The organism is Spirosoma pomorum (assembly GCF_054776615.1).
The window spans coordinates 433180-459212 of the sequence record NZ_BAAHBP010000001.1 but is presented as its reverse complement, the minus strand read 5'-3'; the positions used below and the strand labels follow the sequence as shown (position 1 = coordinate 459212).

General features: G+C 49.9%; 24 protein-coding genes. 12 read left to right on the top strand and 12 right to left on the bottom strand.

The window, feature by feature from the left end; translation table 11 throughout:
- Positions 1-54: 54 nt before the first annotated feature.
- Positions 55-678 (bottom strand): MarR family winged helix-turn-helix transcriptional regulator, encoded by a 624-nt coding sequence (locus ACYVAD_RS01870; RefSeq protein WP_461137767.1) that lies wholly within the window; start codon positions 676-678, stop codon positions 55-57.
- A gap of 119 nt (positions 679-797) precedes the next feature.
- Here ACYVAD_RS01870 and ACYVAD_RS01865 point away from each other — a divergent pair, with 119 nt between their 5' ends.
- The 5 genes from ACYVAD_RS01865 (at position 798) to ACYVAD_RS01845 (ending at position 6062) form a co-directional block, all read left to right on the top strand.
- A complete protein-coding gene (locus ACYVAD_RS01865; protein WP_461137766.1) occupies positions 798-2000 on the top strand; it encodes an FAD-dependent monooxygenase in 1203 nt (400 codons plus the stop codon).
- Between the two features lie 221 nt (positions 2001-2221).
- Entirely contained in the window at positions 2222-2548 is a 327-nt protein-coding gene (locus tag ACYVAD_RS01860; protein WP_461137765.1) for a YtxH domain-containing protein, read from the top strand.
- 327 nt (positions 2549-2875) lie between these two features.
- Positions 2876-3268, top strand: a complete 393-nt coding sequence (locus tag ACYVAD_RS01855) for a barstar family protein (RefSeq protein WP_461137764.1) — start codon at positions 2876-2878, stop codon at positions 3266-3268.
- Between the two features lie 202 nt (positions 3269-3470).
- Positions 3471-4628 (top strand): helix-turn-helix domain-containing protein, encoded by a 1158-nt coding sequence (locus ACYVAD_RS01850; RefSeq protein WP_461137763.1) that lies wholly within the window; start codon positions 3471-3473, stop codon positions 4626-4628.
- 51 nt (positions 4629-4679) lie between these two features.
- The gene (locus tag ACYVAD_RS01845; protein WP_461137762.1) at positions 4680-6062 is read left to right on the top strand and encodes a serine hydrolase; all 1383 of its coding nucleotides are present in this window, start codon (positions 4680-4682) and stop codon (positions 6060-6062) included.
- A 142-nt stretch (positions 6063-6204) separates the two neighbouring features.
- Here the strand turns inward: ACYVAD_RS01845 and ACYVAD_RS01840 are convergent, their stop codons facing one another.
- Positions 6205-7032, bottom strand: a complete 828-nt coding sequence (locus tag ACYVAD_RS01840; protein ID WP_461137761.1) for a helix-turn-helix domain-containing protein — start codon at positions 7030-7032, stop codon at positions 6205-6207.
- The gene (locus ACYVAD_RS01835; RefSeq protein WP_461137760.1) at positions 7033-8004 is read right to left on the bottom strand and encodes an aldo/keto reductase; all 972 of its coding nucleotides are present in this window, start codon (positions 8002-8004) and stop codon (positions 7033-7035) included.
- Between the two features lie 527 nt (positions 8005-8531).
- Between ACYVAD_RS01835 and ACYVAD_RS01830 the strand changes: the two genes are divergently transcribed.
- Positions 8532-9110 carry a hypothetical protein gene (locus tag ACYVAD_RS01830; protein ID WP_461137759.1) on the top strand — a complete coding sequence of 193 codons (579 nt, stop codon included), beginning with the start codon at positions 8532-8534 and terminating at the stop codon, positions 9108-9110.
- 38 nt (positions 9111-9148) lie between these two features.
- Here ACYVAD_RS01830 and ACYVAD_RS01825 read toward each other — a convergent pair whose 3' ends face one another.
- On the bottom strand, positions 9149-10528 hold the full coding sequence (locus ACYVAD_RS01825) for a thioredoxin family protein (RefSeq protein WP_461137758.1): 1380 nt from the start codon (positions 10526-10528) through the stop codon (positions 9149-9151).
- A gap of 127 nt (positions 10529-10655) precedes the next feature.
- Between ACYVAD_RS01825 and ACYVAD_RS01820 the strand changes: the two genes are divergently transcribed.
- Positions 10656-12506 (top strand): ABC transporter ATP-binding protein, encoded by a 1851-nt coding sequence (locus ACYVAD_RS01820; protein ID WP_461137757.1) that lies wholly within the window; start codon positions 10656-10658, stop codon positions 12504-12506.
- Positions 12507-12593: 87 nt separating this feature from the next.
- A complete protein-coding gene (locus ACYVAD_RS01815) occupies positions 12594-13199 on the top strand; it encodes a hypothetical protein (RefSeq protein WP_461137756.1) in 606 nt (201 codons plus the stop codon).
- Positions 13200-13258: 59 nt separating this feature from the next.
- On the opposite strand, the gene ACYVAD_RS01810 is transcribed toward ACYVAD_RS01815, so the two are convergent.
- Positions 13259-14023, bottom strand: a complete 765-nt coding sequence (locus ACYVAD_RS01810; protein ID WP_461137755.1) for an NIPSNAP family protein — start codon at positions 14021-14023, stop codon at positions 13259-13261.
- Positions 14024-14171: 148 nt separating this feature from the next.
- On the opposite strand from ACYVAD_RS01810, the gene ACYVAD_RS01805 reads away from it, so the two are divergent.
- Entirely contained in the window at positions 14172-15134 is a 963-nt protein-coding gene (locus ACYVAD_RS01805) for an alpha-E domain-containing protein (RefSeq protein ID WP_461137754.1), read from the top strand.
- Positions 15135-15208: 74 nt separating this feature from the next.
- Here ACYVAD_RS01805 and ACYVAD_RS01800 read toward each other — a convergent pair whose 3' ends face one another.
- The 7 genes from ACYVAD_RS01800 to ACYVAD_RS01770 all read right to left on the bottom strand — a co-directional run bounded on the left by ACYVAD_RS01800 (position 15209) and on the right by ACYVAD_RS01770 (position 22914).
- Positions 15209-15967, bottom strand: a complete 759-nt coding sequence (locus ACYVAD_RS01800; protein ID WP_461137753.1) for a hypothetical protein — start codon at positions 15965-15967, stop codon at positions 15209-15211.
- 216 nt (positions 15968-16183) lie between these two features.
- A complete protein-coding gene (glgB, locus tag ACYVAD_RS01795) occupies positions 16184-18181 on the bottom strand; it encodes a 1,4-alpha-glucan branching protein GlgB (protein WP_461137752.1) in 1998 nt (665 codons plus the stop codon).
- 97 nt (positions 18182-18278) lie between these two features.
- Complete coding sequence (locus tag ACYVAD_RS01790) at positions 18279-19946, bottom strand: maltokinase N-terminal cap-like domain-containing protein (protein WP_461137751.1); 1668 nt, start codon at positions 19944-19946, stop codon at positions 18279-18281.
- A gap of 196 nt (positions 19947-20142) precedes the next feature.
- The gene (locus ACYVAD_RS01785) at positions 20143-20403 is read right to left on the bottom strand and encodes a hypothetical protein (RefSeq protein ID WP_461137750.1); all 261 of its coding nucleotides are present in this window, start codon (positions 20401-20403) and stop codon (positions 20143-20145) included.
- 38 nt (positions 20404-20441) lie between these two features.
- Entirely contained in the window at positions 20442-21929 is a 1488-nt protein-coding gene (locus ACYVAD_RS01780; protein WP_461137749.1) for a S8 family peptidase, read from the bottom strand.
- A gap of 20 nt (positions 21930-21949) precedes the next feature.
- A complete protein-coding gene (locus tag ACYVAD_RS01775; protein ID WP_461137748.1) occupies positions 21950-22396 on the bottom strand; it encodes a hypothetical protein in 447 nt (148 codons plus the stop codon).
- 104 nt (positions 22397-22500) lie between these two features.
- Positions 22501-22914, bottom strand: coding sequence for a hypothetical protein (locus ACYVAD_RS01770; protein ID WP_461137747.1), 414 nt, complete (start codon positions 22912-22914; stop codon positions 22501-22503).
- 183 nt (positions 22915-23097) lie between these two features.
- Between ACYVAD_RS01770 and pgeF the strand changes: the two genes are divergently transcribed.
- From pgeF to ACYVAD_RS01755, 3 genes are all read left to right on the top strand, one after another.
- Positions 23098-23892 carry a peptidoglycan editing factor PgeF gene (gene pgeF, locus ACYVAD_RS01765; protein ID WP_461137746.1) on the top strand — a complete coding sequence of 265 codons (795 nt, stop codon included), beginning with the start codon at positions 23098-23100 and terminating at the stop codon, positions 23890-23892.
- 66 nt (positions 23893-23958) lie between these two features.
- Entirely contained in the window at positions 23959-24201 is a 243-nt protein-coding gene (locus ACYVAD_RS01760) for a GlsB/YeaQ/YmgE family stress response membrane protein (protein WP_461137745.1), read from the top strand.
- A gap of 453 nt (positions 24202-24654) precedes the next feature.
- Positions 24655-25986, top strand: coding sequence for a UDP-glucose dehydrogenase family protein (locus tag ACYVAD_RS01755; RefSeq protein WP_461137744.1), 1332 nt, complete (start codon positions 24655-24657; stop codon positions 25984-25986).
- Positions 25987-26033: the final 47 nt, after the last annotated feature.

Genomic DNA, 26033 nt, shown 5'->3' with positions numbered 1-26033 from the left:
CGGCTGTATGGGCCAACGTACAGGAATCGAGGAATTACCGTAGCCTCACCAGCATCAGGGTTGGTAGAACTGGAAATGGTAGTTGTTGAGGTATTTCAGCGTTTGGATAAACTGCCGGCGCTCTATCTCGTCCAGGTCGGCCATAACGCTGTTGGGAATCTGCTCGAACTGCGCATAAATCCGATCAATCATGGCTTGTCCCTGGTGGGTCAGCAATAAGCGTTTGGCCCGGCCGTCGCGCTCGTCGGGAGTTTCCTGAATCAGCCCGTTTTTGACCAGCCGGCGCAGGATGTCCATGCCGGTAGTGAGTTCCGTTGCGTTGGCGATACACACTTCTTTCTTGGTCGGCTGATCCATCCGGGCAATCAGCGACAAAAACAGAAACTCGTCGGCGCTGGCAAAACCGTGCTCGGCCATAATCGACTTGCCGTAGGATTTGGCGTACCGGCTAAGTCGCCCGATATAAAAACCAGCCAAAAAATCCTCGTTGTCGAACGCTTCCGACAGCCGCTTCCCCGACTTCATGATGGGTTCGGAGTCGGGTAGGGAAGGGGCTTGACGCAACGGGTCAAGGTGATTGAGCAGCCAGCCGGCAAACTCACGGAGACTGCCCTGCGGCTGATCATCGCAGAAACGCTCCCAGGCCGTCAGAACGGGGATAGCCGATGGTTGAGACATAATTACTTTAATTTCGTACTAGATAAACAATAATGATACGAAATGGTTATTTTGTTGTTTGCCAATGACAACAGACGTAAAGCCATAATTCTTTGTAAGCCAATATTAAACTTTCACCTATGCCTACATCAGTAGCCAAGAAAGTACTGCTGTCCGGAGCAAGCATTGCCGGCCCGACGATGGCCTTCTGGCTGGCCAAATACGGATTTGCCGTTACCGTTGTCGAACGGTCACCGGCCCTGCGCCTAGGCGGGCAGAATATCGACGTCAATGGTCCGGCCCGGAAGATAGTCCGAAAAATGGGCATTGAGGCCGCTATTTTGGGCCAAAATACAACCGAAGTTGGTTTGCAGATTATCGGGCAGGATGGCCAGGTAGCGGGTGAGTTCCCCAAAGATGCATCGATCACTGGAACCCGTGAACTGGAAATTCTGCGGGGCGACCTGGTCAGGATTCTTTATGATTGCTCGAAGGAGCACGTCGATTACCGCTTCGGCGATTCGATAACGGCCCTGGATCAGCACCCCGACGATGTATCAGTAACGTTCGCCAGCGGCAAAACCGAAACGTTTCATCTAGTCATCGCGGCCGATGGTATCCGGTCGAAGACCAGGCAGCTTATGTTTGGTGACGAACCTCAGTTCAAGTCGCTGGGCCTTTACGTCTCCTACATGACCATTCCTCGGCAAGAAAACGATAACGACTGGTGGCGTTGGTACACCGCTGTCGATCGCCGGGTGCTCATGCTCCGCCCTGACAACAAAGGTACTATCCGGGCGTCGGTGGCTTTCTTGGAAGATAGTAGTGAAAGCTACGAGCAACGTCCGGCTGATGAGCAGAAAAACGTATTGAAAACCAAACTGGCCGGTGCGGGTTGGGAAGCCGACCGCATCCGTCAGGCCATCGATGGAACGAATGACCTGTACCTTGATAAAGTCGGTCAGATCAAAGCTCCGCGCTGGTCAGCGGGGCGAATGGCGATGATTGGTGATGCAGCTTATTGCCCAACGCCCATTAGCGGAAAAGGGACGACCCTAGCCATCGTGGGAGCTTACGTACTGGCTGGTGAACTATCGCGGCACGAACGGTACGAGGACGCCTTTGCGGCCTACGAAAAGCTGATGCGCCCTTACGTAGAGGAGGTGCAGAAACTGCCGCCGGGCACCCCTAAACTGGTGTACCCCGAAACGAAATTTGGCGTGTCAGTGCTCAATACGGTGGCTGGTATTGTGGCTAGCAAACCCGTTCAGAAGGTAGTCGGTCTATTCACTTCCAACGATGCCGAGGAAGAAAAAGAAGGTATCGACCTGCCGGACTACTGATATTCATTAGAGCACAGAGGTCTACGGCTCGGAGCAGTTTATAATCTGGGACGCGTACATCTACCAAGTTAATGATTATAGCCTGTTTGTTGGCCGGTTCTGGTAGTTTCTATTGACAAGATACGATGAGAGAAAACCAAAGTAGCTGATAGTGTTCAGGACAAATCAATACGTCCAACTTTGCCGAGCACATATTCTACGTAATTGAGAATTTGTACCTGGTGGCTGGTGTAGTCACCGGTTTACTGTTTGCTCCCCGATTAGGGAAGGAGCTTCGTAAACAAATCACTAACTCGGTCGGTGACCAGACCCGAGACTTAAAAGATCAGTGGGATAAAACAAAGACCCAGGCCAGAGAAACCGTCAGTAACATCAAAGCCAACGTAGGGATGCAGGAGGACGAACACAGCCGATACGCCGATCAGGCAACCAAAGAAGCTAGAGAAGCTGACGAAGAAGCGGATAAGGCCCTTAAAGAAGCCGACCGGCTGGCGGATGAAGCTAGATCAGCGATGAATAAGGTTAAAAATACCGGAAAGCTTGGCTAAAATATAATCGGCTCGTATCAGCGTGTACAGGTACCAATATACTTAACGATCAAAAAGTAAGACCTTGATTCGTAATGCGAACTAAGGTCTTGCTTTTTGACTATAGCGGGGCATAAAATTTCATGTGGAGAAACTCCTGCTGTTCTGATCCAAAACAGCCTATCCTCATACCAAAATTGGTTCGGTAACGCGCTACGTTTTGTGTACATTGGTACAATAAGCCGGGATAAGATGGGCTGGGGACGCCAACTTGATTTTTATGTATTTTGAAAGGAGTAACTCCTAATCCAGCCAGAGCTCTAGTACTTACTGGTTCAGCATTAAACGATGGTCAAACAATTTGAGATCGAGGGGAACGTAATTAATGACATTGCCTCCTTTTACGAGGAGATCAACCGAGTCTTCATGGCGGACGAAAGCTGGTTGATCGCCCAGAGTCTAGATGCCTTTGGGGATTTATTGTACGGAGGCTATGGCGCTTTACAAGGCGCAGAATCGGTTGAAATTATCTGGCACCATATGGACCATAGCCGACAAGCGCTAGGTTACCAAACCACTCGAGATTACTATCTGGATAAGCTCAGACCCGGATCGCCATACAACCAAAAACTGTTCCAAGAAAAGCTAGCAGCGCTGGAGCGTGGTCAAGGGGAAACGTATTTTGACATGATCCTAGACATCCTGACTGATCATCCGATGATCAAAATAATTAGTAGGTGAAATCATTGATAGTCGTCAAGACAGGGTTAGAAGCAGACAGTTTCCCTGATCAGCAGTCATGAGTATTTCGTCCCACGTAAAGGGCTTAAAGCGATTACTTCTCGGTGAAGGCCGCTACCAATTTTCTCCAAAGAAATTTGAAATTAAGTAGGTAGACCAGACTATCCCGTTTAGAGAAGTAGTACTTCCTGCGTGCTCGATAATGAATGTCTCTGTCTTCGACCTTCTTGTTCTACTAGGTTCTCTACAGGGGATTATTTTGGCGATTCTTCTCTGGCGAAACCGGCAGGGTAGTCCCCTCGCCAACCGGTTATTAGCCACGCTAATGGCATTACTAGCCGCGGCCTGCTTTTCCGTTGGCGTACCCTTAAACCCGTGGACCAGTCTGTTGATCGATGTGGTGCCCCTGATTATTGTTATGCCCATCGGGCCAATCATCTATTTCTACACCCAGACCTTACTTGACGATAGCTTCCGGCTAGGCCGTCGGCAACAGCTCCACTTTCTGACCGCCCTACTCGACATCGGCAAACAAGGCATTGTCTGGGTCTACCTGATCGCCTTGTGGCTGAACCTGACCAGCTATGCAAACCGAGGCTGGTGGGCCGACCTTAAAAATAGCTATGATACCCTGGTTGATATCCCGGGCTGGCTATCCCTAACGATTTACCTGGGTTTAGCTCTGCGCTTGGTAAACCGGCATAAACGGGCTAATCTATCCCCCTCAACCGAAGGAAACGTTCAGCTGCGTTGGCTGCACTCGCTTTTAAGCGTCTGGTGTGGCTTTCAACTCCTGTGGCTTCTTTTTCTAATTCCTTACCAGTTGCCGACTTTTCGGGATGCCCTGCTTAGTAAGGTGGGCTATTATCCCCTCTACATTCCCCTGGCCGGGCTCATCTACTGGATTGGGCTGCGTGGCTATCTCCACTCCCTACGTACGGGCGAACCTCAGGAACGGAAGGCCACCACTTCGGCCTGGCCCGCTCCCCTGATCGAGACAACCCTCCAGCAGCTTCGGCAAGCGATGCAGCAGGATGGACTCTACCTGGATGCCGAACTGAGTGTCGAACGGGTTGGCAAGCACCTGGGGGTGGCCCCCAAACTCATCTCGGCTGCCTTGAACCAGCACCTGGGCAAAAGCTTTAACGCCTTTATCAATGAGTACCGGGTGGCCGCCGTTCAAACGAAGCTGCTCGATCCGGCTTACCAAACCTCAACGATTCTGGGTATCGCCTTCGCGTGTGGCTTCAATTCGCAGGCGACCTTCCAGCGGGCCTTCCGGGGGGTGACAGGACTGACCCCAAAACAGTACCTGCAAAACGAGCAGCCGGTAAAAAATAAGGCTCAAATCCGGATTTGAGTAGCTATTGGGGGTATTCATGGCGGTATTGCGAGCCAAAAGTAATCACGTATGAAGACGATTTGTTCGCTGCTCCTGACGATCCTGGGGCCCCTGTTTTCGCTCTCTGCTCAGTCTCCAGACTCAGGCTCGATCCCCCAACGATTAGATGACTACCTAACGGCGGCTCAACAAGCCGACCGCTTCAATGGCGCTGCCCTGGTGCTTCACCGGGGAACGGTCTTACTGCAAAAAGCATATGGGGTGCGCCATGCTGCCACCAAAGCGCCTAATGATACTGCCACCCGTTTTCCCCTGTTGTCCATTACCAAGTCCTTCACGGCTGCGTTGATTCTGAAGTTACAGGAGCAGGGCAAGTTATCGGTCAACGACAAATTAAGTCAGTACCTGCCTGGTTTTGCCAAGGGGGATTCGATCACCATCCACCAATTACTGACTCACACATCAGGCTTGTTCAATTACACGGAGTTGATCGATGAAGCAGACTCCGCGCTGGTCTGCCATCCCGTGCCCAAACAACGTATCGTCGACATCATCCGGGATAAACCCTTGTCGTTTAGTCCGGGTACGCAATTCAGTTATTGTAACTCAGGCTATTTTCTGTTGGGCCTGGTGATTGAGAAAGTCACCGGTAAACCCTACGAACAGGCCATGCGCGAGCTGATCTTGCAGCCGCTGGGCATGCGTCAGTCGGGCTTCGATTTTATCAATCTACCCACTCAAAACCGGGCTTGGGGTTATGACACCTTGACGGCGGGTTACTACTCGCCCTATCCTCACCCAGACTCAACCGTTTTATATGCCGCGGGCGGCCTCTACAGCACAACCGGCGATATGCTGCGGTGGGCCAAAGCGGTTGCCCACCGACAACTGCTATCGGCTCATTCCTGGCAGTTGGCCTTTACCCCCCGTCTAAGCGGTTACGGCTACGGCTGGCAAAACGATCAATTTGGGGGCCGACCTTACCTGCGCCACAGTGGTGGCTATCCAGGCTTTATGGCGGAGTTCGTCTACTATCCGAAGGAGGATCTCACTATCGTCCTGTTCAATAATTTTGGTAATTATGCCGATTCAATCTTTCCCGTTGTACAAAGTTTATCGGTGATTGTGTTTGGGATGGCTGATGATCTGTGGCTACCTAAGCAGGAGGTGCTGTTGGAGCCGAAGCTATTAACGCAGTACGTCGGTCGCTACGTAGCGGATCATCCAAGCGGTTATGGAGCGGATATTGTTCTTCGGGATGGACACTTATACTCGCTGGGACACCATAAAAATCAACTACCGGAATTAGGCCTGTTTGCCAGTAGTGCGGACCATTTTTTCCCCCGGATGTACAACAGTCGGGTGACGTTCCGACGTAATGCCGCAGGCCAAGTGATTGGCTGTGTTATTGAGGAGAATGGCCAGCGTTTTGAGTGGAAAAAGATCAATTGATCTCAAGTAGTAGCTAATCCTTTTTAACCGTTTCTTGTACGACGACTTGCGTAGTTATCGCCAACAAGACTCCCCGTGAGCCAAGGGGCATTCATGTAGCGTAGCCAAGAACTGGGGATTCGAAGAGACTAGTCCTGAACCCTTACGTTGGCGAATGGCCATACGTAAGGGCAGTTGGCGCCTTCCCGAACTTTTTCTTGAAGGAATTAGAAAAGTGTGAAATACTTTCAAACCCCAGCTCGAGATAAATCGTCGAGGGCTTTTGTTGTTTGGTTTCGATAAGATATTTGGCCTCGCTCAACCGTTTATCCTGTAGCCAATGACGGGGCGGAGCACCAAAAGTTTTCACAAAATCGCGTTTGAAAGCCGCCAGGCTGCGGCCGGTAAGCTGCGCAAATTTTTCAATGGGAACATTGAACCGGAAGTTACTGAGCATGAACTTCTCCAGGTCGATCTTGCCAGGGGCGGAAAAGTTAAATAGTAAGTCGCCAAGCTCGGGCAGGGCAAGCAAAAGTAATTTGACGACTTCTTTCAGTTTGAGGATACCCAGTGCGTCGGTCAGGCTCGCTCCCGAGCTACGGGCGTAGGGAACAATCGATTGAAAATAGCCTTTTAAAAAGTCATTAGAGGGAATTAACGTATTGGGCAAACCAATATAGGTCTGATTTGCTTGAAGCTTTTCTTCTAACGCAATCCTGCGTAAGAGATCCTCCTGCAGCGATATGACGATGGTTTCATAGTTGCCTCCGGATGGCGGGGTTTTAGTGAGCGTACCCAGTTGATTTTTGCCGATCAGCAACATGTCTCCCCCACTCATCGAAACGGTTTGCCCGGAGGTTTCCAAGATAAACTGTCCTGAAACCTGCAGTATCAAGGTATGGTGGTTCCATAAACACACTTTCTCTTTCCGCTCAGCCGAGTGATACGAATAGAAGATAACGCCTGGAAGGATTTCTGCTGGACTGTCCATTTAGCGCTGTAAGTAAGTGCTGCCACGTATTGCACCGATGGCAAACGTGGCGTTTAAGGTGTTCATCTCTTCTGGGGTAAATATAATATCCAGCGCTGCAATGTTCTCTGGCAAGCGCGACCGACGACTCATGCTCACTAACGGCATAATCTGATCACCTTGTTCCTTCACCCAGGCAATGGCCAGTTGGGTTGGCGTACAGCCTTTCTGGCTGGCTACTTGTTTCAGGACGTCGACTTTCGCCAGATTATGGATGAAGTTGTCTCCTTGAAAACGAGAGAAGTGTTTACGGTAATCGTTTGGGGCCAGCGGAGCTTTTAGTTCACCGGTCAACAAGCCTTCAGCCGTATTGGCGAAGGCTACTACGGCAATGCCTAACTCCTGGGCGGTGGGTAGCAGCACACTTTCTATTTGCCGGTCGGCCAGCGAATAGCCAATCTCCAGCGCGCTGATGGGGTGAACACGGTTGGCGCTACGAAGTTGATCCGCTGTAATTTCCGAGACGCCAATGTGACGTACTTTCCCTTCTTTGATCAAGTCGGCTATCGTGCCAATGATGTCTTCCAGCGGCACACTGTTGTCGATTCGGCTAGGCTGGTAGAGGTCAATAGTTTCAATACCCAAACGGGTTAGGGAGTAATTGATGAAATTCTTGATCGCGATGGGGCGCAGATCCATGCCCAGCCACTGACCGTTGTGAAAGATGGCGCCGAACTTTACGCTGATGAAGGCCTCGTCGCGTTTTCCTTTGATAGCCCTGCCGATCAGCAGTTCATTATGGCCAGCCCCGTAAAAGTCTCCCGTGTTCAAAAAATTAATCCCTCTCTCCATGGCTTCATGGATGGTGGCAATACTTTCGGTTTCGTCGGGCGTAGCCCCGCCCCAGATTGAAGACATGCGCATGCAGCCTAAGCCAAGCTTTGAGACGAGTGGACCGTTTTGACCCAGTCGAATTTTTGTGATATTTTCCATGAAGCAAAAATCCAACTTTACGACGCGCGCTATTTGCCTGTACGGCTCATATATTTTGCTTGTACGGCTCATTTGTTCCTGGCAGAACATATTTTGTAAGGTGCAATAACGAGCTTAATGAGCGTCGAAATCTGTCTAAAGCCGAGTATCTGTTTTTCTTAAAAAAGCTCTTTGCCACTAAAGCTTCGGTGTTGAAATAATCAGTTGGTTGGACCGTACAAGGTGACTACGGCTTCACTTTTGACTGGCTCTATTTTGCTTGATGGTACTTGAAAAGGACTGCCAGCAATCACAGAATAGAAACGGGTACGTATTGCATTGGTGGTCTTAGCTCCAGGTCCAAGGTGTCTGTACAACTATTCCACCGTAACGCTCTCCCGTGAAGTGGAGGAGATTACTTATATCTACTTCCCCAAACGGATCAGCCAGTAAGACGATCGACTGGTATGGGAGTAAAACCCAAGCCTTAAAAACTTCTTTGTTCGGAATTGTTTCGTAACAGGTCATGGATTTGACCAACTGGCAGCATGAAACAGGATTTTTATCGTAGTGTTTTCTTTGGCTTAGGGATCACTTTCGTAGTTGGTTTATTCCAAAGCTGGCTTCATGCCCAAGCGGGCATCGATATCTACACGCTGGCCTCGTTTCGTAGCTGGTTTTTGGCAACGAACGTTATCTCCTTCATTACTTCCCTTCTCATTCTAACTTACTATCGCCACCAAAACTATCAGGTTGCCTTTTGGACTGGACTATTGGCCTTGGTTACGACGTTTGCCAGCCTTTTTTACCTGTTTTCGGCAACGCTGTATCCTATTTTTCGTAAGCATCCGGATGGAGCTGTGTTCATTGGGGTTACAATCAACCTAGTGTATGTGCTAAGTCTGGTGTTTTCTAAAGCCAGTAGCAGACCTTGGCTAAAGCGGGCCGGTATTGTGTCAGTCCTGCTTTGTCTTGCTCATATAACAACCTTAGTTTGGTTTAGATATGTACCCCCGTATCCGGTTAATGCCACTGTTGATTCGGCTCGACAATGGCTCTATTTATGTCATGTGTACCCTTCATGCCATGACGGATTTTACGACCCACCGTCATGGCATGAAAGATAAATGCTCCCATTAAAACTGCTAGACCTATATCTAAGGAATTACTTCTGTTTCATTTCAGCTAAGCCCTTCTCGTACTCAGCCAGTTCACCGCCTTCAGCTTTCACCAGAGCAATGGCTTCTTCCTGCGCTTTGATTGCCTCCGCTTTGTGGCCTAGCTTACTGAGTAAGTGGGCATACGTATCCAGATTAGCACTACTTCGGCTGTAGGCCAGCGATTTTGCTGACCAGAGTAGCGCTTGTCTCAAATCGGCGTGTTCGGATAGGTTCTGAAAATAATCCCATGCCAGACTGTTCAATTGCGTTGCGATCCGATTCGTTTCGGCGTTTTGCATACTGGCCGCGTATTGCTTGAACGCGGCCTGCTGTTTAATTGAATCGGGCGTAAAAGCAGACTGTAGCTGAAAACGTTTGAGGAGAAATTCATCCTTGGCTTTCAACGAGTCGGAGGGAATAGCCAGCAGGCGGGTACCTTCTTGAGACGCCAACTTTCGGTAGCCATCCAGATTTTTGGTCTGCAGATAGAATGTCCGGCGATACGTGCTTTCACGTTCATCCGTGCTGACATTGCCGTCAATAGGAATAACCGCCGTTAGTCGCCGACGATTCTGAAGCATCGTGTTTAGTAAGTTTTCGTCGCCTTGCTGAATCGCTTTCTGATAGTCTTTTCGTTCGGCCCGCTGCAGCCCGTTGATGATTGACCGAGATAGAGCTAGTTTAGCCTGATCCAGTCTTATTTTAGGAATAGCCTGGATGAGGAGGTCATAGGCTTTGGAACTGGTTGAACCGATATTGCCACTAAGAATGGTTAGATTCTCCGCCGTGAACCAGTCGGCGTTGGGTATCAACTGCATATACGATTCTAAGGCTTCCGGATCGGGCATGCCAACTTGCCCCCGCTTGGTTAGATAGAGAGCGACAAAGGCTGGGTTGTTCTTGTTGCTGGCGTAATGTTTTTCCAGCGCCGACAGTGGGTTGGGATCAGCCGCTGCCGCAATAGCTTTATCGGCTTCTGTCAACATGGCCTGGATGCCACCGTAGCCAACAACCCGGTGGATAAGGTCACCGTCGGGAGATACGAACAGGGTCGTTGGGTAGGCCGTAACAGTGTACTTTCTGGCGATTTGAACGCCTTCACCCCGTTCGGCGTCGAGCTGGTAGCTGATAAAATTGGCGTTGAATTTCTCACCCACTTTCGCATCCGGGAACGCCTGTCTGGCCATTTGCTTACAGGGACCGCACCAGGTTGTATAGATATCGATGAAGACGGGTTTGTTTTGTTTTTGGGCTTCATTCAGGACTGCCTTCCAGGAACCTTTGAAAAAACGGATGCCTGTTGGTTCTTCAGCCTGTACCGCAAAAGAGGCTGCAAGCAGAATAAAAAGGAGGGTGCGGTTGAATACGTAACGTAACCGTTTCATAGAGGATTGTTTGTTAGAAATAAAGAAGGTGAACAGGGCGGAAAGATAAAAAGAGAAGCAAAACAGTGGTTGCCGTCCAGGAAATTTTCGGCGAACTAATCCCCTCGTGCACTTGTCTTTTTTATGTATGACAACAAAGAAAAAATCAAATGCTAATACCGCTGATAGTAAGCCAGAAGTAAGCTGGCGTGAGCGCTTTGCCGCTCTCGGAAATTTACCCGCCTTTTTCCGTCTGATATGGGAAGTATCGCCGGGCCTGTTCCTGGGGAATGCTTCCCTGCGCCTGATCCGGGCGGCTGTGCCAGCCGCAACACTTTACGTTGGTAAACTGATCATTGATCAGGTGGTCGCCTTCACGAATAATGCCGGATCGGGGGATACAACTTTCCTATGGTGGCTGGTAGCCGCCGAGTTCGGTCTGGCTGTTCTATCGACGGCCCTGGGCCGGGCTGTATCGCTCATGGATGGCTTGTTAGGCGATCTGTTCGCCAATCAGACCTCTGTTCGCTTGATGGAGCACGCAGCTACGCTTGACCTCGAACAGTTCGAGGACGCGACGTTCTACGATAAACTCGAACGCGCCCGCCGGCAGTCGAACGGGCGGACAGTGCTGCTGTCCGGCGTATTTGGGCAAATACAGGAACTGATTTCGGTGGGCTTCCTGGCCGCAGGTCTGGCAGTGTACAACCCGTGGCTGCTGTTACTGATTCTGATTGCCGTTACCCCCTCATTCATCGGCGATAATTATTTCAATCAGCGCAGCTATTCGTTGTCTCGTTCCTGGACACCCGAACGGCGGGAGCTGGATTATCTACGTTACGTTGGGGCCAGTGACGAAACGGCCAAAGAAGTCAAGATTTTTGGCCTGTCTGATTTTCTGATTGATCGTTTTCGTAAACTTTCGTGGGAGTACTTCACCAAAAACCGGTCCTTGTCCATCAGTCGAACGATATGGGGAACCGTGCTAACGGTGTTAGGGACCGCTGGTTATTACGGCGCTTACGTCTGGATTGTGGCGCGAGCCGTCAATGGAACCATTTCGTTGGGGGACCTCACCTTTCTGGCTGGCTCGTTCCGGCAGGTTCGCGCTTCACTGGAGGGGATTCTGTTACAGTTCAGTAGCCTGACACAGGAAGCAATTTACCTACAGGATCTCTTCGACTTCTTTGCCATCAAGCCGTTGATCTATTCGCCTGCTACGTTCCGGCCTTTTCCGAACCCCATACGAGAAGGCTTTACGTTCGAAAATGTTGGTTTCAAGTATACAAACTCGGAGCGCTGGGCGGTACGTAATCTATCATTTACGCTTCGGGCGGGTGAAAAGCTGGCATTGGTGGGTGAGAACGGGGCGGGCAAAACTACACTGGTTAAACTGTTGGCCCGGCTGTATGACCCGACGGAAGGCAGGATACTACTGGACGGATACGATCTACGCGAGTATGATCTGACGGTATTGCGCCAGAATATCGGCGTCATTTTTCAGGATTACACCCGCTTCAAGATGTCGGCCGGAACCAACATTGCCGTTGGGGACGTGAGCGAACGGATGAATCAGTCGCGAATTGAAACAGCAGCGCAGCAGTCGCTGGCTGATACGGTCATTGCCAAACTGGAGGGCGGCTACGACCAGCAATTGGGGCGCTCGTTTGGCAAAGGTGTTGAATTGTCGGGTGGGGAATGGCAGAAAGTAGCGTTGGGGCGAGCGTATATGCGCAACGCTCAGCTGGTTATTCTGGACGAACCCACGGCCGCGCTCGACGCCCGTGCCGAATATGACGTATTTCAGCGATTCGCCAAGCTAACAGAAGGCCACTCGTCAGTGATCATTTCGCACCGGTTCAGCACAGTCCGCATGGCCGATCGAATTCTAGTTTTGGACAAGGGTACGTTGCTCGAAATAGGCAGCCACGACGAATTGTTACGTCAGGATGGCCGTTACGCTGAGTTATTCAAACTACAAGCGCGGGGATATCAGTAGCAGCCCGAATGCTTTATGTATTCAGGCCGCAATCGAGTGTTTTTTGGTACTTTGCGTTCGTTCTCCTAAACCTAGATGGATACTAGTATGAAAGCTACCTTTTCCTTCGTCATTGCCTTACATGGATTGTGCATCAGTTCGATGGCCCAGACGCCCGCCGTTCCGTCGCCCGAGATGCAGATAAAAACGGCGGTGCTGGCGGCTCCGGAAGATAAACGCGCGGGAGCTGCCGTCTATGGCTATTCGCCTAAAAACGAATTCATCTTACTGCGTAAAGGCACAAACGAGCTGGTTTGCCTGGCCGACGATCCTCGGCAGAAGGGATTGAACGTGTCTTGCTATCATCGCGATCTGGAGCCGTTCATGGATCGTGGACGAGTACTGAAAGGAGAGGGGAAGAAACCCGACGAAATTCTGAAGATTCGCGAGCAGGAGGTAAAGGAGAAGAAGCTGAAAATGCCGGATCATCCGTCGTCGCTGTTTTCGTATACCGCCAAAGCGGAAGACTTTACTGCTGAAACGGGCGACGTAAAAAATGGCTACCTGCGTTACGTCGTGTACATTCCGTATGCCACTGCTGAGAGTACCGGCTTACCGCTTAAACCCGAAGCGCCGGGGATGCCCTGGATCATGGACCCCGGTACGCACCGCGCCCATATCATGATTAATCCGCCAGCGGCAGGTGACAAATAGATACCGACAAAAAAAGCTCCTGTAAATAACAGGAGCTTTTTTTGTCGTAGCGTAATTCATCAACGGATCGGCGAATAATCCGTAGCGTTCATGTAAACGGATTCCACTTTGTCGGTCAGCTTGCCGTTGGCTTCCGATTCCTTCAGCGCTTTCTGCCAGACGGGATCGTTTGCAAATTCCTTGAAGTGCTGCTTCCCTTCTGCTTCGCTGGGGTGCGCCAGAATGTATAACAGCCGTGGCTGGACGCCATCCTTCTCCTGCGTGATCCAGTAACCAATATGTGTCATGTCATGCTTGCTAAACAGTTTCAGGGTATGATCCCGGAAGCGGGTGAGCAAGGCCTCCAGCTTACCGGGAGCGGCTGTGTACGAGCGTAACTCGAACGTGCGGGGCTTCTTGCCGGCCTTTGTTTTAATGGCTGGCGACAAGTCAGACTCGGTCATGAAAATCTGATCGACGTGGTTCACCAGTTTTCCATTTACTTCTGAGGCATCCCGAGCTTTTACCCATTCCGGATCGTTGCCAAAGGCTTTCCAGGATGCGTCGCGCGCTTCCCGGTTTGGGTAGGCCAGAATATAGATCAGTTCCTTTCGGCTGGTATCCGTAGGCGTCCAGTAGCCTATATTTTCCATGCCGTGTTTGGCAAACAGTTTGAGCGTATGCTGGCGGAATCGATCAACGATTGCTTCGTATTTTCCGGGGTTTGGGTAATAAATGCGCATCTCATAAAAACGAGAATCTGGCTTCGGCGGATGCGGAGAGCCTTGGGTTGTCAGGCCGACCAGCATGGTGCTACAGAGGAGCAGAAAAGAAAGCTTTAACATGGAACAGGGTATAGAGGTAAAGCAGCAAATAACCTATATTTTTTTATGATTATAGCTAACTAGGGAGGCCACCACATATAAAATATTGCAAAACTAAGCGAACGCCCTATTTTTGTTAATTCTCTACGCTAGTCCGTTTACTTTTTTTATGCTGAGCCGCGTTGCCAATTCTATCTACTGGATGCACCGTTACATCGAACGGGCCGAGAACTACGCCCGTTTCATGAGCGTCAATTTTAATCTGGAGCTGGATCTTCCGCCAAACGTAGATCAGCAATGGGAACCACTGCTAACCGCTACTGCCGATAACTTCCTGTTTTTCAAGTACTATCAGCAGCCTACGCGTGAGAATGTCATTCAGTTTATGACGTTTGACAAACGAAACCCTAATTCCATTGTCGCCTGCTTAAGCAATGCCCGGGAAAACGCTCGTACCGTACGGGAGACGATCTCGAAGGAGATGTGGGAACACCTGAATCAGTTTTACCTGATGGTGCGGGATACGGCCCCAAAGCAACAGTTGGGCCAGAGCCAGACACAAAGCTTCTTCAACGAAATTCGAAACAGTATTCAATTGTTCTATGGTATCATCGATGCGACGATTACCCGGAACGATGCCTGGCATTTCGGACGGCTAGGCCGGTTTCTGGAGCGGGCCGATAAAACATCGCGTTTTCTGGACGTAAAGTATTTTACGTTGCTACCGGAAGTGGGGTCGGTTGGCTCGACACTCGATCTGATGATTTGGTCGGCGGTACTGCGGTCTGTTAGTGCGTATAACATGCACCGCCAGCAGTATCGATCGCTGACGCCATCCAGTATCGTTGAGTTTTTGATTTTGGACAAAATGTTTCCGCGCTCGGTGGCCCATTGTGTTCGGCAGGCCGAATTATCGCTGTACGAGGTCTCGGGTAATAATATTGCTCAGGGGTTTGGCAATGCCGCGGAGCGAACGCTCAGCAAGCTTCGGACGGACATTGAATTCACAGAAACGGCTGACATCTTCAAAATGGGATTGCATCAGTACCTGGATAATTTCCAGACCCGTACTAACGAAGTAGGAACCGCTATTTTCGAAACGTATTTCGATCTGAAACCAGTCGAAGCGTAAAAAAACACAAAGGCGAAAGCGGGCAAAACGACTAGATCATCATTTTGCCCGCTTTCGCCTTTTCTAACTAGTTGTTAATAAAATAACGGCAATGTAACGGCGAGGTAAGGCATGCCTGTCCGGTTACGGAAGCGGTTGTTATCGGCTATTACGTCTCGATTTGCCATTCGCATTTCGGTGGTCTGCCACTGGTAACCGGCTTTGATGGCTACTCGCTGGTTAATATAGAAGCGGGCAAACACTTCCGTTGACAGTGACCCCTGGTCATTGTCGCCAAGCAGCCGTAGGTTTCCTGTAGCCGGAGAGCCGTTTTGCAGCGCGTTGGTGCCAGAAAACGGTATGGTGATTGTTGGATCCTTACTAAAGCGACCTGCTGCCGACTGGTAGATACCCGTTCGGCTTTTGCCCAGTGTCAGTCCCAGCAGGTCGGCGCTGGCGCCTAACTCTATCCAGCTCAGTTTAATTCGCCCCCGTATACCGAAGTTGAGGGACGTAGCGGTCATGTAGTCAAAACGGACCCTATCAATGTTCTGGTCAACAAGTGGAGACCAAAGCGCACCTAATCCCGATTTTTCGCGGGTCAGTCGGGGGGGGGCAGTGTAGAAATCGATGTTGTCGCCGTAAAAAGCCCCTAGTCGGGCTGTCCATCCCAGCGAAAAGATTTTGCTTTCGCGAATATTAATCAGTTGGTAGTAAGCGATCGATGGATTGTACCGGTTTTTGGTGTAGGCCATTCCTAAATCAAAACCGCTGCTCAATCGAGCGGATACGGGTGACTGAGCAAAACCAGATATGGAAATCAGAGTGAACAGGGTGACGAGAAATTTCTTCATGCAGACATTTACTGATCTTGCGCGCAAAGATAGGTTAATTGATTAACCGGAGGCAGTGAACGCCGTATTCGATGCTTGAATCAACGGATTTTCTACCCAATAAACAGAATATATCGACTATGTATTGTAATATAAGCCGCGATAAAAAGATAGGCGGAAAGGTGAGAACAGCTATTGCCGTCCTCGCCTTTCCGCCTATCTTTTTATCCGTTGGTCTTAGCTGCGTTTCAGCACCACGGCGCCCAATGGGGGAATATTGAGCCGGAGCGACTGGTTTCGGCCCTGCCAGTTTACGTCTTCACTCGGCAGCGCATTGGCGTTGACAACCCCACTACCATGGAAGTCAACGTTATCGCTGTTGAACACTTCGTAATATGTACCAGCGCTTGGGACACCGATGCGATAGTCCGATCGAGGTATGGGAGTCATGTTCAGAACGATAAGCAACGTATCATCCGGGTTGTCGCCTTTACGTGCGTAAGTGATAATGCTGTTTTCGCGGTCTCCTGTATCGATCCATTCAAAACCCTCAGCCGAGAAGTTCCGCTGGTACATGGCAGGTTCGTTACGATACAACTCGTTGAGCGCGCGCACGCAGTTCGCCATGCCCTTGTGGGGCGCGAACTCCAGCAGGTGCCAGTCCAGACTAGCGTCGAATTTCCACTCTGACGTTTGTCCAAACTCACCACCCATAAACAGCAATTTCGTGCCCGAGTGAGTGAACATGTAGGAGAACAGCAGACGCAGATTGGCAAACCGCTGCCACTCGTCACCCGGCATTTTCCCAATCAACGAATGTTTGCCGTATACGACCTCATCGTGGGAGAGAGGGAGCATGAAATTTTCCGTATAGGCGTAGACCGTACTGAACGTCAGCTCGTCCTGGTGGAATTTGCGGTAAGCCGGATCGCGCTCGAAGTACCGTAACGTATCGTTCATCCAGCCCATCATCCACTTCATACCGAAGCCAAGGCCACCCATGAATACGGGTCGTGATACGCCAGGGAACGCCGTCGATTCTTCGGCTATAGTTTGCGTATCCGGAAACTCCAGATAAATGGCCTCGTTGAGTTCTTTGAAGAGGGAAATAACTTCCAGGTTTTCCCGACCGCCAAATATGTTTGGCTCCCATTCACCCGCATTCCGGGAATAATCCAGATAAAGCATCGACGCTACGGCATCGACTCGCAAACCGTCGGCGTGGCAACGATCCAACCAGAATAAAGCGTTAGACAGTAGGAATGAGCGTACTTCCGGGCGGCTATAGTTGAAGATGTAGCTCTTCCAGTCCGGATGATAGCCTTTCCGCATATCCGGATGTTCGTAGAGGTGCGATCCATCAAACTCGTAGAGCCCGTGTGCGTCACCGGGGAAGTGGGAGGGAACCCAGTCCAGAATAACGCCGATTCCCGCCTGGTGTAGCTTTTCGATCAGCGCCATGAATTCCTGCGCGGTACCGAATCGACTGCTGGGCGCATAGTAACCCGTGATCTGATAGCCCCACGAAGGTGCGTATGGGTACTGCATGATGGGCATGAACTCGACGTGCGTGAACCCCATATCCTTCACGTAGGGTACGAGTGCATCGGCGATTTCACCGTAGCTTAGCTCCCGATCCGGATCGGATGGGTCCCGGCGCCAGGAGGCCATGTGCACCTCGTAAACCGAAACCGGAGCGTTCAGGGCATTTTTGGGCCCCCGATTCGTCATCCAGTCCTGATCCTGCCACTCGTAATACGTGTCCCAGACAACAGAAGCCGTTTGGGGCGGCACTTCCCAGCGGTGGGCGTATGGATCTCCTTTCTCCAGTTCGCGGCCGTTTTCGTGGACGATAAAATACTTGTACACTTCACCCCGACCCGTGTTGGGAACGAAAATTTCCCAGATGCCTGACGAATCCCAACGGACGTTGAGTGGGTTACTACCCTTGTCCCAGCCGTTGAAGTTTCCAATCACGGATACGTATTTTGCTGAGGGAGCCCAGACCGCGAAATACGTACCCACAACGCCATTGTGCTCAACGACGTGTGAACCGAATTTCTCGTAGAGTCGATGATGTTTCCCAGCCCGGAAAAGATGAATATCAAAATCCGTAAAGCGGGAGTAATAATCACTGGTTTCCTGGGAAGTTTCTATAATTTCGGTAGTTGGTTGTTCAACAAAAGCCGGCGGAGTTGCTTCGGCTGCGGGTATTGCAGTTTTACGTTTTGCCATGTGTCAGTAATCTCTTCGTTAGTGAACGCGTTAAGGGTAGGAAAGTTAGAAAAAGTACCAGGAAGTACTCGGCTCTGAAAGGTAAGTAACAGATCGCTTAGTCCAGTATTTTCGTCTGTAACATTGGAACGTTATCACCTTTTTTGTTTTCACTTAGGCGAATTTTCTCGATTTCACGGATGACGTCGATAATACCTTTGAGTGGTATTTTTACCCAAGAGGGACGATAACTGATTTCATACCCCAGTTCGTACACTGCCTTCTCCAGCAAATAAATCAGCAGCAGGAAATTGCTTTCATTGTTATTGTGGAAGAGCGGATGCGGGGTCCCGACGGTATCGTAATAAGCATTGAGATAGGTGTCGCGGATAAGCTTGAACCAGCGATCAGAAATACGTTGCAAATATTCGGCGCTGAGGCCTTCGGTTTCAGAAGCGTTGAACAGTTTGGCCGAAACGGCGTAATGGTATGACCGGATCATACCTGCTACGTCCTTGAGGGGAGAGTGTTTAATTTTTCGGTCGGAGATGCTGCTCTCCGGTTCGCCTTCAAAATCAATAATGACAAAATCAGAGCCAATACCTTCGCCGGGGGTAGCAATGGCCAGCACCTGTCCGAGGTGATAGTCGCCGTGAATCCGGATGCGGAGCGACTCCAGCGGCCGACACCGAAAATCATCAATGAAGGCTTCGATCATTTCGCGTGCCTCCATAAAGACCCAGGCTAGTTTTTGGGCCTGTAGGTCGAGTTTGGTGTAGTTGTCAACGAGCAGCGCGTATCGCCGTTCAAGCAGGTCCTCAAAGCGTTTAATCAGAAACTGCCGGTACTCATCCGTCAACGCTTCAGGAGCGAAAGCAGTCTCAGCTTCTGGTTTATACAGGGCTAAGTGCATCTCGCCGGTTCGCTGGCCTAGTAAGGCTACCTGCTCGAACACGTCTTCCCGAATGGCAAAGAGACGTTGGGGAACAGCGTACAAAAAGTCATTCAGATAATCCCCGGTTTGCATCCAGGAATCTTTGTTATTTGGCACCATGCGCTGCACCATGCCCAGCGTTACGTCGGGAACACCCGCTTGCTGCCAGCTCAGACTACCACCAAAGGCGGGAATATTCCGAAAGTCACTTTCATCGGTCAGGAAAGCGACCATGTCCACCTCCGGGTTTGTTTCTTCGAATAGTTTCCGGTAAAGCTTCAGAAAATACTTCTCGCCGAATATCATCGCCGAGTTACTTGAATCGACGCCTAGTACCCTTGATGGCAGAAATTCGTCACCTTCGTCCAGTCCTTTGCCTCGTTGGAAGGTCAGTTGTCCATTTGGCTGCGTCAATACTACGTCCCGGTAAATGTCAGCAAACAATGTCCGCCGAAAACGCTCATCGTGGATGGCGTCGATCAGAGTACCCGGCTGATCGGCCAAGGCCACTTCCCCAATACGGCCTGTTGCTGGAATCAACGCCAGGTCGATCGAGGGGTCATGGGCGAGGACGTCGGCAATAAACGTAACCGGAAGCAAATACCGCTCGGGCTCACCATCGGCATAGGTTGCCCGCAGAATTAATAAGTAAGCAACGTCATCGTCCGTTAGGGGCAGCGTATGAATCGTGTCGATTGAAAAGCCACTCTGCTGGCGTGCTTTACCCGCAAACCAACGGCATATGTTGACAAAAGGGGGAATCAGGGTTTGCGAAAAATCAGCCCAGAACGTAGTGTCCGTCGACAGATCTTTCCAGGAAGTGGAGGAGGTAATCGGGGCAAGGGTAGTCATATAGCATAAACGATTGAGCCGGAGAGGATACACAAGACTGGCTCTTACGATTCGAGAAAGTCAAAACTCTTTACCGAAAAACAAAATCATAGAAGTAATGTTGGCCGCCATTCCCGAATGCGCCCAGACCCATATAAAAAAAGCCAGCTCTGCGAACTCAGAACTGGCTTGACTAATCATGATAATAGGTAATCAGCTACGATTTAGGTGATTTCAGCACGTTGGGCCTTGTGGTAGGAACATTATAGCATGTTTCTTTACTAACCGTCCATTGGGGGAGCTTCTGCGCCAGTTCATTCATCACCGTATCCTCGCTTCCTTCAACCAGCAAGGTTTTCCGGCTGGCATCGACCAACTGCGTTTTAGAACGAATCAGTTTTATGTCATCGGCAGGCAGTGGAAGTATGCCCTTAAAATTGAATATGTATCGACCGTATGCCATAATGCTGATTGTCATTAAGTTGCGATTTGCTACGCATAGTTAGCCAACAAATTTTATACAAACAACATTCCGGTGCCTTCGAAAGACGACCCGAATCCCAGTGATTGGACGTGTTCCGCCAATAAGCGGATGATGGCTTCGGAACGGTCGGCCGTACGGGGCATGTCCAATACATTGGGTGAATTTGACAGAAGCCGGGCGGCTACACCTGCCGCTAGTGGGCACGCCATCGACGTACCACTCATCGGGGCATAGCCACCCGGTACCGACGAAATAATGCCCACGCCCGGAGCGATGAAGTCCACTTCGGGGCCGATGTTTGAAAAAGCAGCAACAAAATTCTTTCGATCACTACCAAACGGAGCCAATACGTTGGGGGCATCGGTTGTATTAGCAGGAAATGTACCTTTTCGCCCCATAGCCCCCACGGCCAGCGAGAGGGAGTAAGATGCCGGAAAACTAACGGGCTGGCGTCCATCATTACCTGTAGCGACGAAGCACACGGTGCCATTTTCGTGCGCAAAACTGATGGCATCCTCGGTTGCATCATCGCTCGGGCCGCCACCCAGACTCATGTTGATGATATCGCAACCATCGGCAACGGCCTGTTCGATTGCTTTAATGATAGCAAAGTTTGATGCCCCCGCGTTGTTCTGGCTGAATACTCGATACGCGTAAAGCTCAGCATGCGGAGCTGCCCCCTGAACCCCAGTCGGTGGTATACCGTGAGCGGCAATAATTCCCTCTACGTGGGTACCATGCTCGTCGACGTCGGCAAAATTGCTGGAGTCTTCGCCCGTCACCGTACTGATTCCACCAGTAACGGTCAGGTCAGGATGGGGACCTACGCCCGTATCAATAACACCGACGCGAACACCTTTTCCGTTGGGCTGTTCGGCGGGCGTTGGGGGGTAGAAAAACGTTTTGGCGTCAACGTAATCCAGCTTAACCGGCTGGAGCGTAATCGTGTCATTGGTCTTAATGGTGAAGTTCTGTTTCCAGAAGCTCCAGTGCCCGGCTTTAGGGTAGATGTAAATTTGATCAAGGGTACGATTGCCGATGTTTCTGAACTGTACTACGCCCTGAGCATTAGAGGTAGCCTGTTCGCCCTCGCGCTGATCAAAATTGGTAAAGGCTACCACAGTCGCATCGGCAACTGGTTTTCCGGTTTTCGCTTCTTTCAGCAGCAATTTGACCGTAACACGCGCCTGCCCCTGGAGGGGTTTGACTTTGTTACGTATCTCCTGCATCCAGCGCTGCGGGTAATAAAAAACCTCCGGCACAATACGTACGCCTGGTAACTGGGCTCGTAGATTGGGTAAGTCATCGGCCGTAACTCGTACCAACTTGGCACCGCTATGGCGGGTCGTGTCAAGAACAACAGCCTGCGAATTGAGATCACTGTCGATCACATCGTCCAGATGGGCGTCGACGGTTAATCGAGAAAAGGTCTGCCGGGTAGCAGTAGCGAGCGATTCAGCCGAAAAGCGCAGGTCTGGTTTGGGTAACAGAATATAATTCTGAGTGGGAGACTGGGCCATGAAAAAAGCAGAAAAGAGATTTACCGATTCAGCACAATTAACGCAATCAACGTATAAACGGGTATCAATATCGAGCCAATGAGTCGAACAATAGCTTCGTCCAAACCAATGGTCATGAAAGGTCCCCCCAGACTAACGGCGTAAACGACAAAAGCCCCCGCCGATAAACCAATCTGCCGTCTGCTGTCTACTTTACCAACGTATCGCAAGTAGAATGGATTGATGACAGCCAGCGCAATAAACACGATCCAAAGTAACCAGGCATAAACGACTGGACTGGTCGATGGAAGAATACTGCCTCGAAGCAATCCATCAATGGTGATGTAGGCGCTAATGACTTCCATCGGCATTAGCTTTAGAAACTGAGTCTGATAACTATCAGCTTTAACTTCTCGGGGTAGAACGGGCCCATCGGCGAGTGGACCTGATGCAGGGATGCTGGAACGAGTAACAATTGTACGACTCATAGACATACAGTCAGATTGGGTGCAGTAAGTTGGAAATTCATTCAACAATAAAAAAGCCGGACCGATTGTATCGGTCCGGCTGGTTATGAACAGGTGGGATGAACTTAATTGCTGGCCAAAGCTTCGGTGTGTACCTGACGTTTAGGGGCCTGTGGCTGATTCGTAGTCAGCGTAACACTTTTGCTGATAGTGTCTGTGCCATTGGTGATATCCAGTTGGTAAATACCGTCCTGCAGGCTGTCAACATTGAGGACTAGGCGACAATTCTCCGCTTTTTTACCCAGTCGCTGCGTGTACAACGTAACGCCCATATTGTTTTTTAACTGAATCGTAACGGTACTACCTGCCTGTTTGTCGAGAGCCACGTGCAGTTTGCCGTCAACGGAGGTGTAAATACCTGATTTGAACGGTGTTTTTTCGGTAGGCTGTTCTGGATTTTTATCACCAGCGAATGATGCGAATGAAGTAGCGACGCCTAACGTCAGAGCAAAAAAGAAGAATTTAGCGAACGATTTCATGACTATGGATTTTTAAATAATTTGTCTGAGTTGAAATCTGCCGTGTTTCGGCTGATTGGTGAAACAAAGATATAGGGTTAGGACGGTACTATGCATTGCAAACTACCGGAACGGTTGTTTCCTGTGATGAATGGACGGAAAATTGGACGACTGAGGGAACGGACTGATCAGATTGTACCTTTGATGAACAAACCAGACGATACCAGTGCGATGTCGCAGACTATTGATTTAACTGCTTCTTACGTAAGTCCCCCTATCTTTTCTTCTTTTGCGAAGGTGGTTGCCGCCGAAAGTACCCGGCATGGAGGAGTGAGCCCTGCGCCGTTTTCCTCGCTCAACTTGGGAATCAACACTGCCGACGAAGTCGGAAATGTGAACGAAAATCGTCGACGTTTCCTGACAGCTATCGGAGCGGAGAATTTTACGTTTGCTTCGTCGCATCAGGTGCACGGACTAGAAATTCTGACGGCTACAGAAGCGGGGCGCTACGATGGCTACGACGCTCTGATAACCAATCAACCTGGCCTTCTGATTGGCGTGACCGTTGCCGATTGTGTTCCTATACTAGTCTATGATCCCATAAAACAGGCCGTAGCCGCTGTTCACGCTGGCTGGAAGGGAACGGTAGGAAAGCTGCTGGCTAAAACGATGGAAGCCCTGCAACAACAGTTCGGTACTGATCCTACAGTATGTTACGCCTATATCGGAACCTGCATTGATGAATGTTCATTTGAGGTGGGGCCCGATGTCGCCGACTTGTTCGATCCTGCGTTCCGACGAGCGCAACCAGGAACAACGAAGAGTTATATCGATTTAAAAGCCGTCAACCGTCAATTGCTGCTGGAGGCCGGTGTGCCGAGTCGCCAGATTTGTTTGTCGACGTACTCCACAGTTCTGAATAACGATGCATTTTTTTCGTATCGGGCGGAACACGGACAAACGGGACGAATGCTAGCAGTTATCGGTGTCAGAGGATGAACAAAATGCCCTTGTTGAAGTTATGTATGTGATTTAAAAATCAATTCACTCAACGTAAAAAAAGTCATGAGCATTTTAATAACAATTCTGGTAGGAGCCATTGCCGGCTGGCTGGCTGATCTCGTTTTTAAACGGTTTTCGTTCTCCCTGCTCGTTGAAATTTTACTAGGTATAGCAGGCGGTTTCGTCGGTGGCTGGATTTTTGGTGCTGGCGGTAGCTTCCTGGACAGCGTACTGACATCTTTTGTCGGAGCGGTTATTATTCTAGGTATCGCGGCTCTGATCAAGGGTGCACGTAAAACGGCGTAGTTTGTAACACATATTTTTTGTTTTGAAGAAGAGGGAGAATGCCTTTCGGTGTTCTCCCTCTTCTTTTATAGTACTATTGGTAGATTGCTTGGTTTTTTTCTATTCCTTCAATAAGTGGATCTGGGCCGTTGAATAAACAAATTGATAGCGATTTGTGCCGTTTTCAGAGTTAGTGAATCGGCTCTAAATTTGATTAATTTATTTTTTTAGTGACTAGTTGATTGTAGAAACAGTCTTTAAGTAACATGTATGTAGTCAGAAGTCAAGAAGCCGGTAAAATATAGGCACTAGCAAAAAATGGTACGATGCAGTGACCGATCCTATTATCGTTCAGTCTGGATTACTAGCTAGCAATACAGTATCATTGAAAAATTCCTATTTTTGCGAGAATCAGTTGATGATTCTCAGAACATTGATTTGTACAAGTAGTCGCAACTATTTAATATTCGATTTATGAAATTGGCAGTCGTAGGGACCGGGTATGTGGGCCTTGTTACGGGTACCTGTTTTGCCGAAACGGGCAATCAGGTGACATGCGTAGATATTGATGAGCGAAAGGTTGAGAAGCTAAAGAATGGGGTTATTCCTATCTATGAGCCAGGACTCGACACGCTGTTTCACCGGAATGTTGAAGAAGGCCGTCTGCTCTTTACAACCAATCTGGAAGAGGGGATAAAGGGAGCAGAAGTTATCTTCCTCGCGCTGCCAACTCCTCCGGGCGAAGACGGATCTGCCGATCTAAAATACATCCTGAAAGTCGCCAGTGATCTGGGACCGATCATGGACCAGTATGCGGTTATCGTAGACAAGAGCACAGTACCTGTTGGAACGGCCGAAAAGGTTCACGCGCATATTGCCGACAACGCTAAGGTTGATTTCGACGTTGTATCCAATCCCGAGTTTCTGCGGGAGGGTGTTGCCGTTGAAGATTTCATGAAGCCTGACCGCGTAGTTATTGGTACGAAGTCCGAGCGAGCCAAAGGGGTTATGAATCGGCTTTATGCTCCGCTGGTACGTCAGGGAAATCCAATCATCTTCATGGATGAGCGTTCGGCTGAGATGACCAAGTACGCAGCCAATGCGTTCCTGGCTACGAAAATTACGTTTATGAACGAGATCGCTAATCTGTGCGAGCGGGCTGGCGCTAACGTTGACGATATTCGTCGGGGCATTGGAACGGACAGCCGGATTGGAAAACGCTTCCTATTCGCTGGTATTGGTTACGGCGGTAGCTGCTTTCCAAAAGATGTGCAGGCACTGGCCAAAACGGCACAAGATTTCAACTACGATTTCAAGGTACTGAAATCGGTGATGGAGGTCAACTACGAACAAAAAACAAAGCTGATTCCGCAGATCATGAACCATTTTGGTGGTGATCTGAAAGGAAAAACGATTGCCGTCTGGGGACTTGCCTTCAAACCGTATACTGACGATATCCGGGAAGCTCCAGCATTGGACAATATCAAAGCGTTGGTCGACGCGGGCGCCAAAGTGACGGTATATGATCCCGAAGCGATGGACAATGTGCGTGGACAAATCGGCAACATCGTTACGTATGCACACACGCAATACGCAGCATTGGATGACGCTGACGCGCTGGTCATTGTAACGGAGTGGCCACTGTTCCGCACACCGGATTTTGACAAAATGAACCTGTTGCTGAAAGGCAAAGTGATATTCGACGGACGTAATGTGTACGAAACGGAGCACATGCGTGATCAGGGGTATACCTATTACAGCGTAGGACGCGAGACTGTTCTGGCTCCTGTAGAACAAAAAGTTTAGTTTGTTCGTCAAAACGGCAACCCGGACAGGTTGCCGTTTTGACGAAT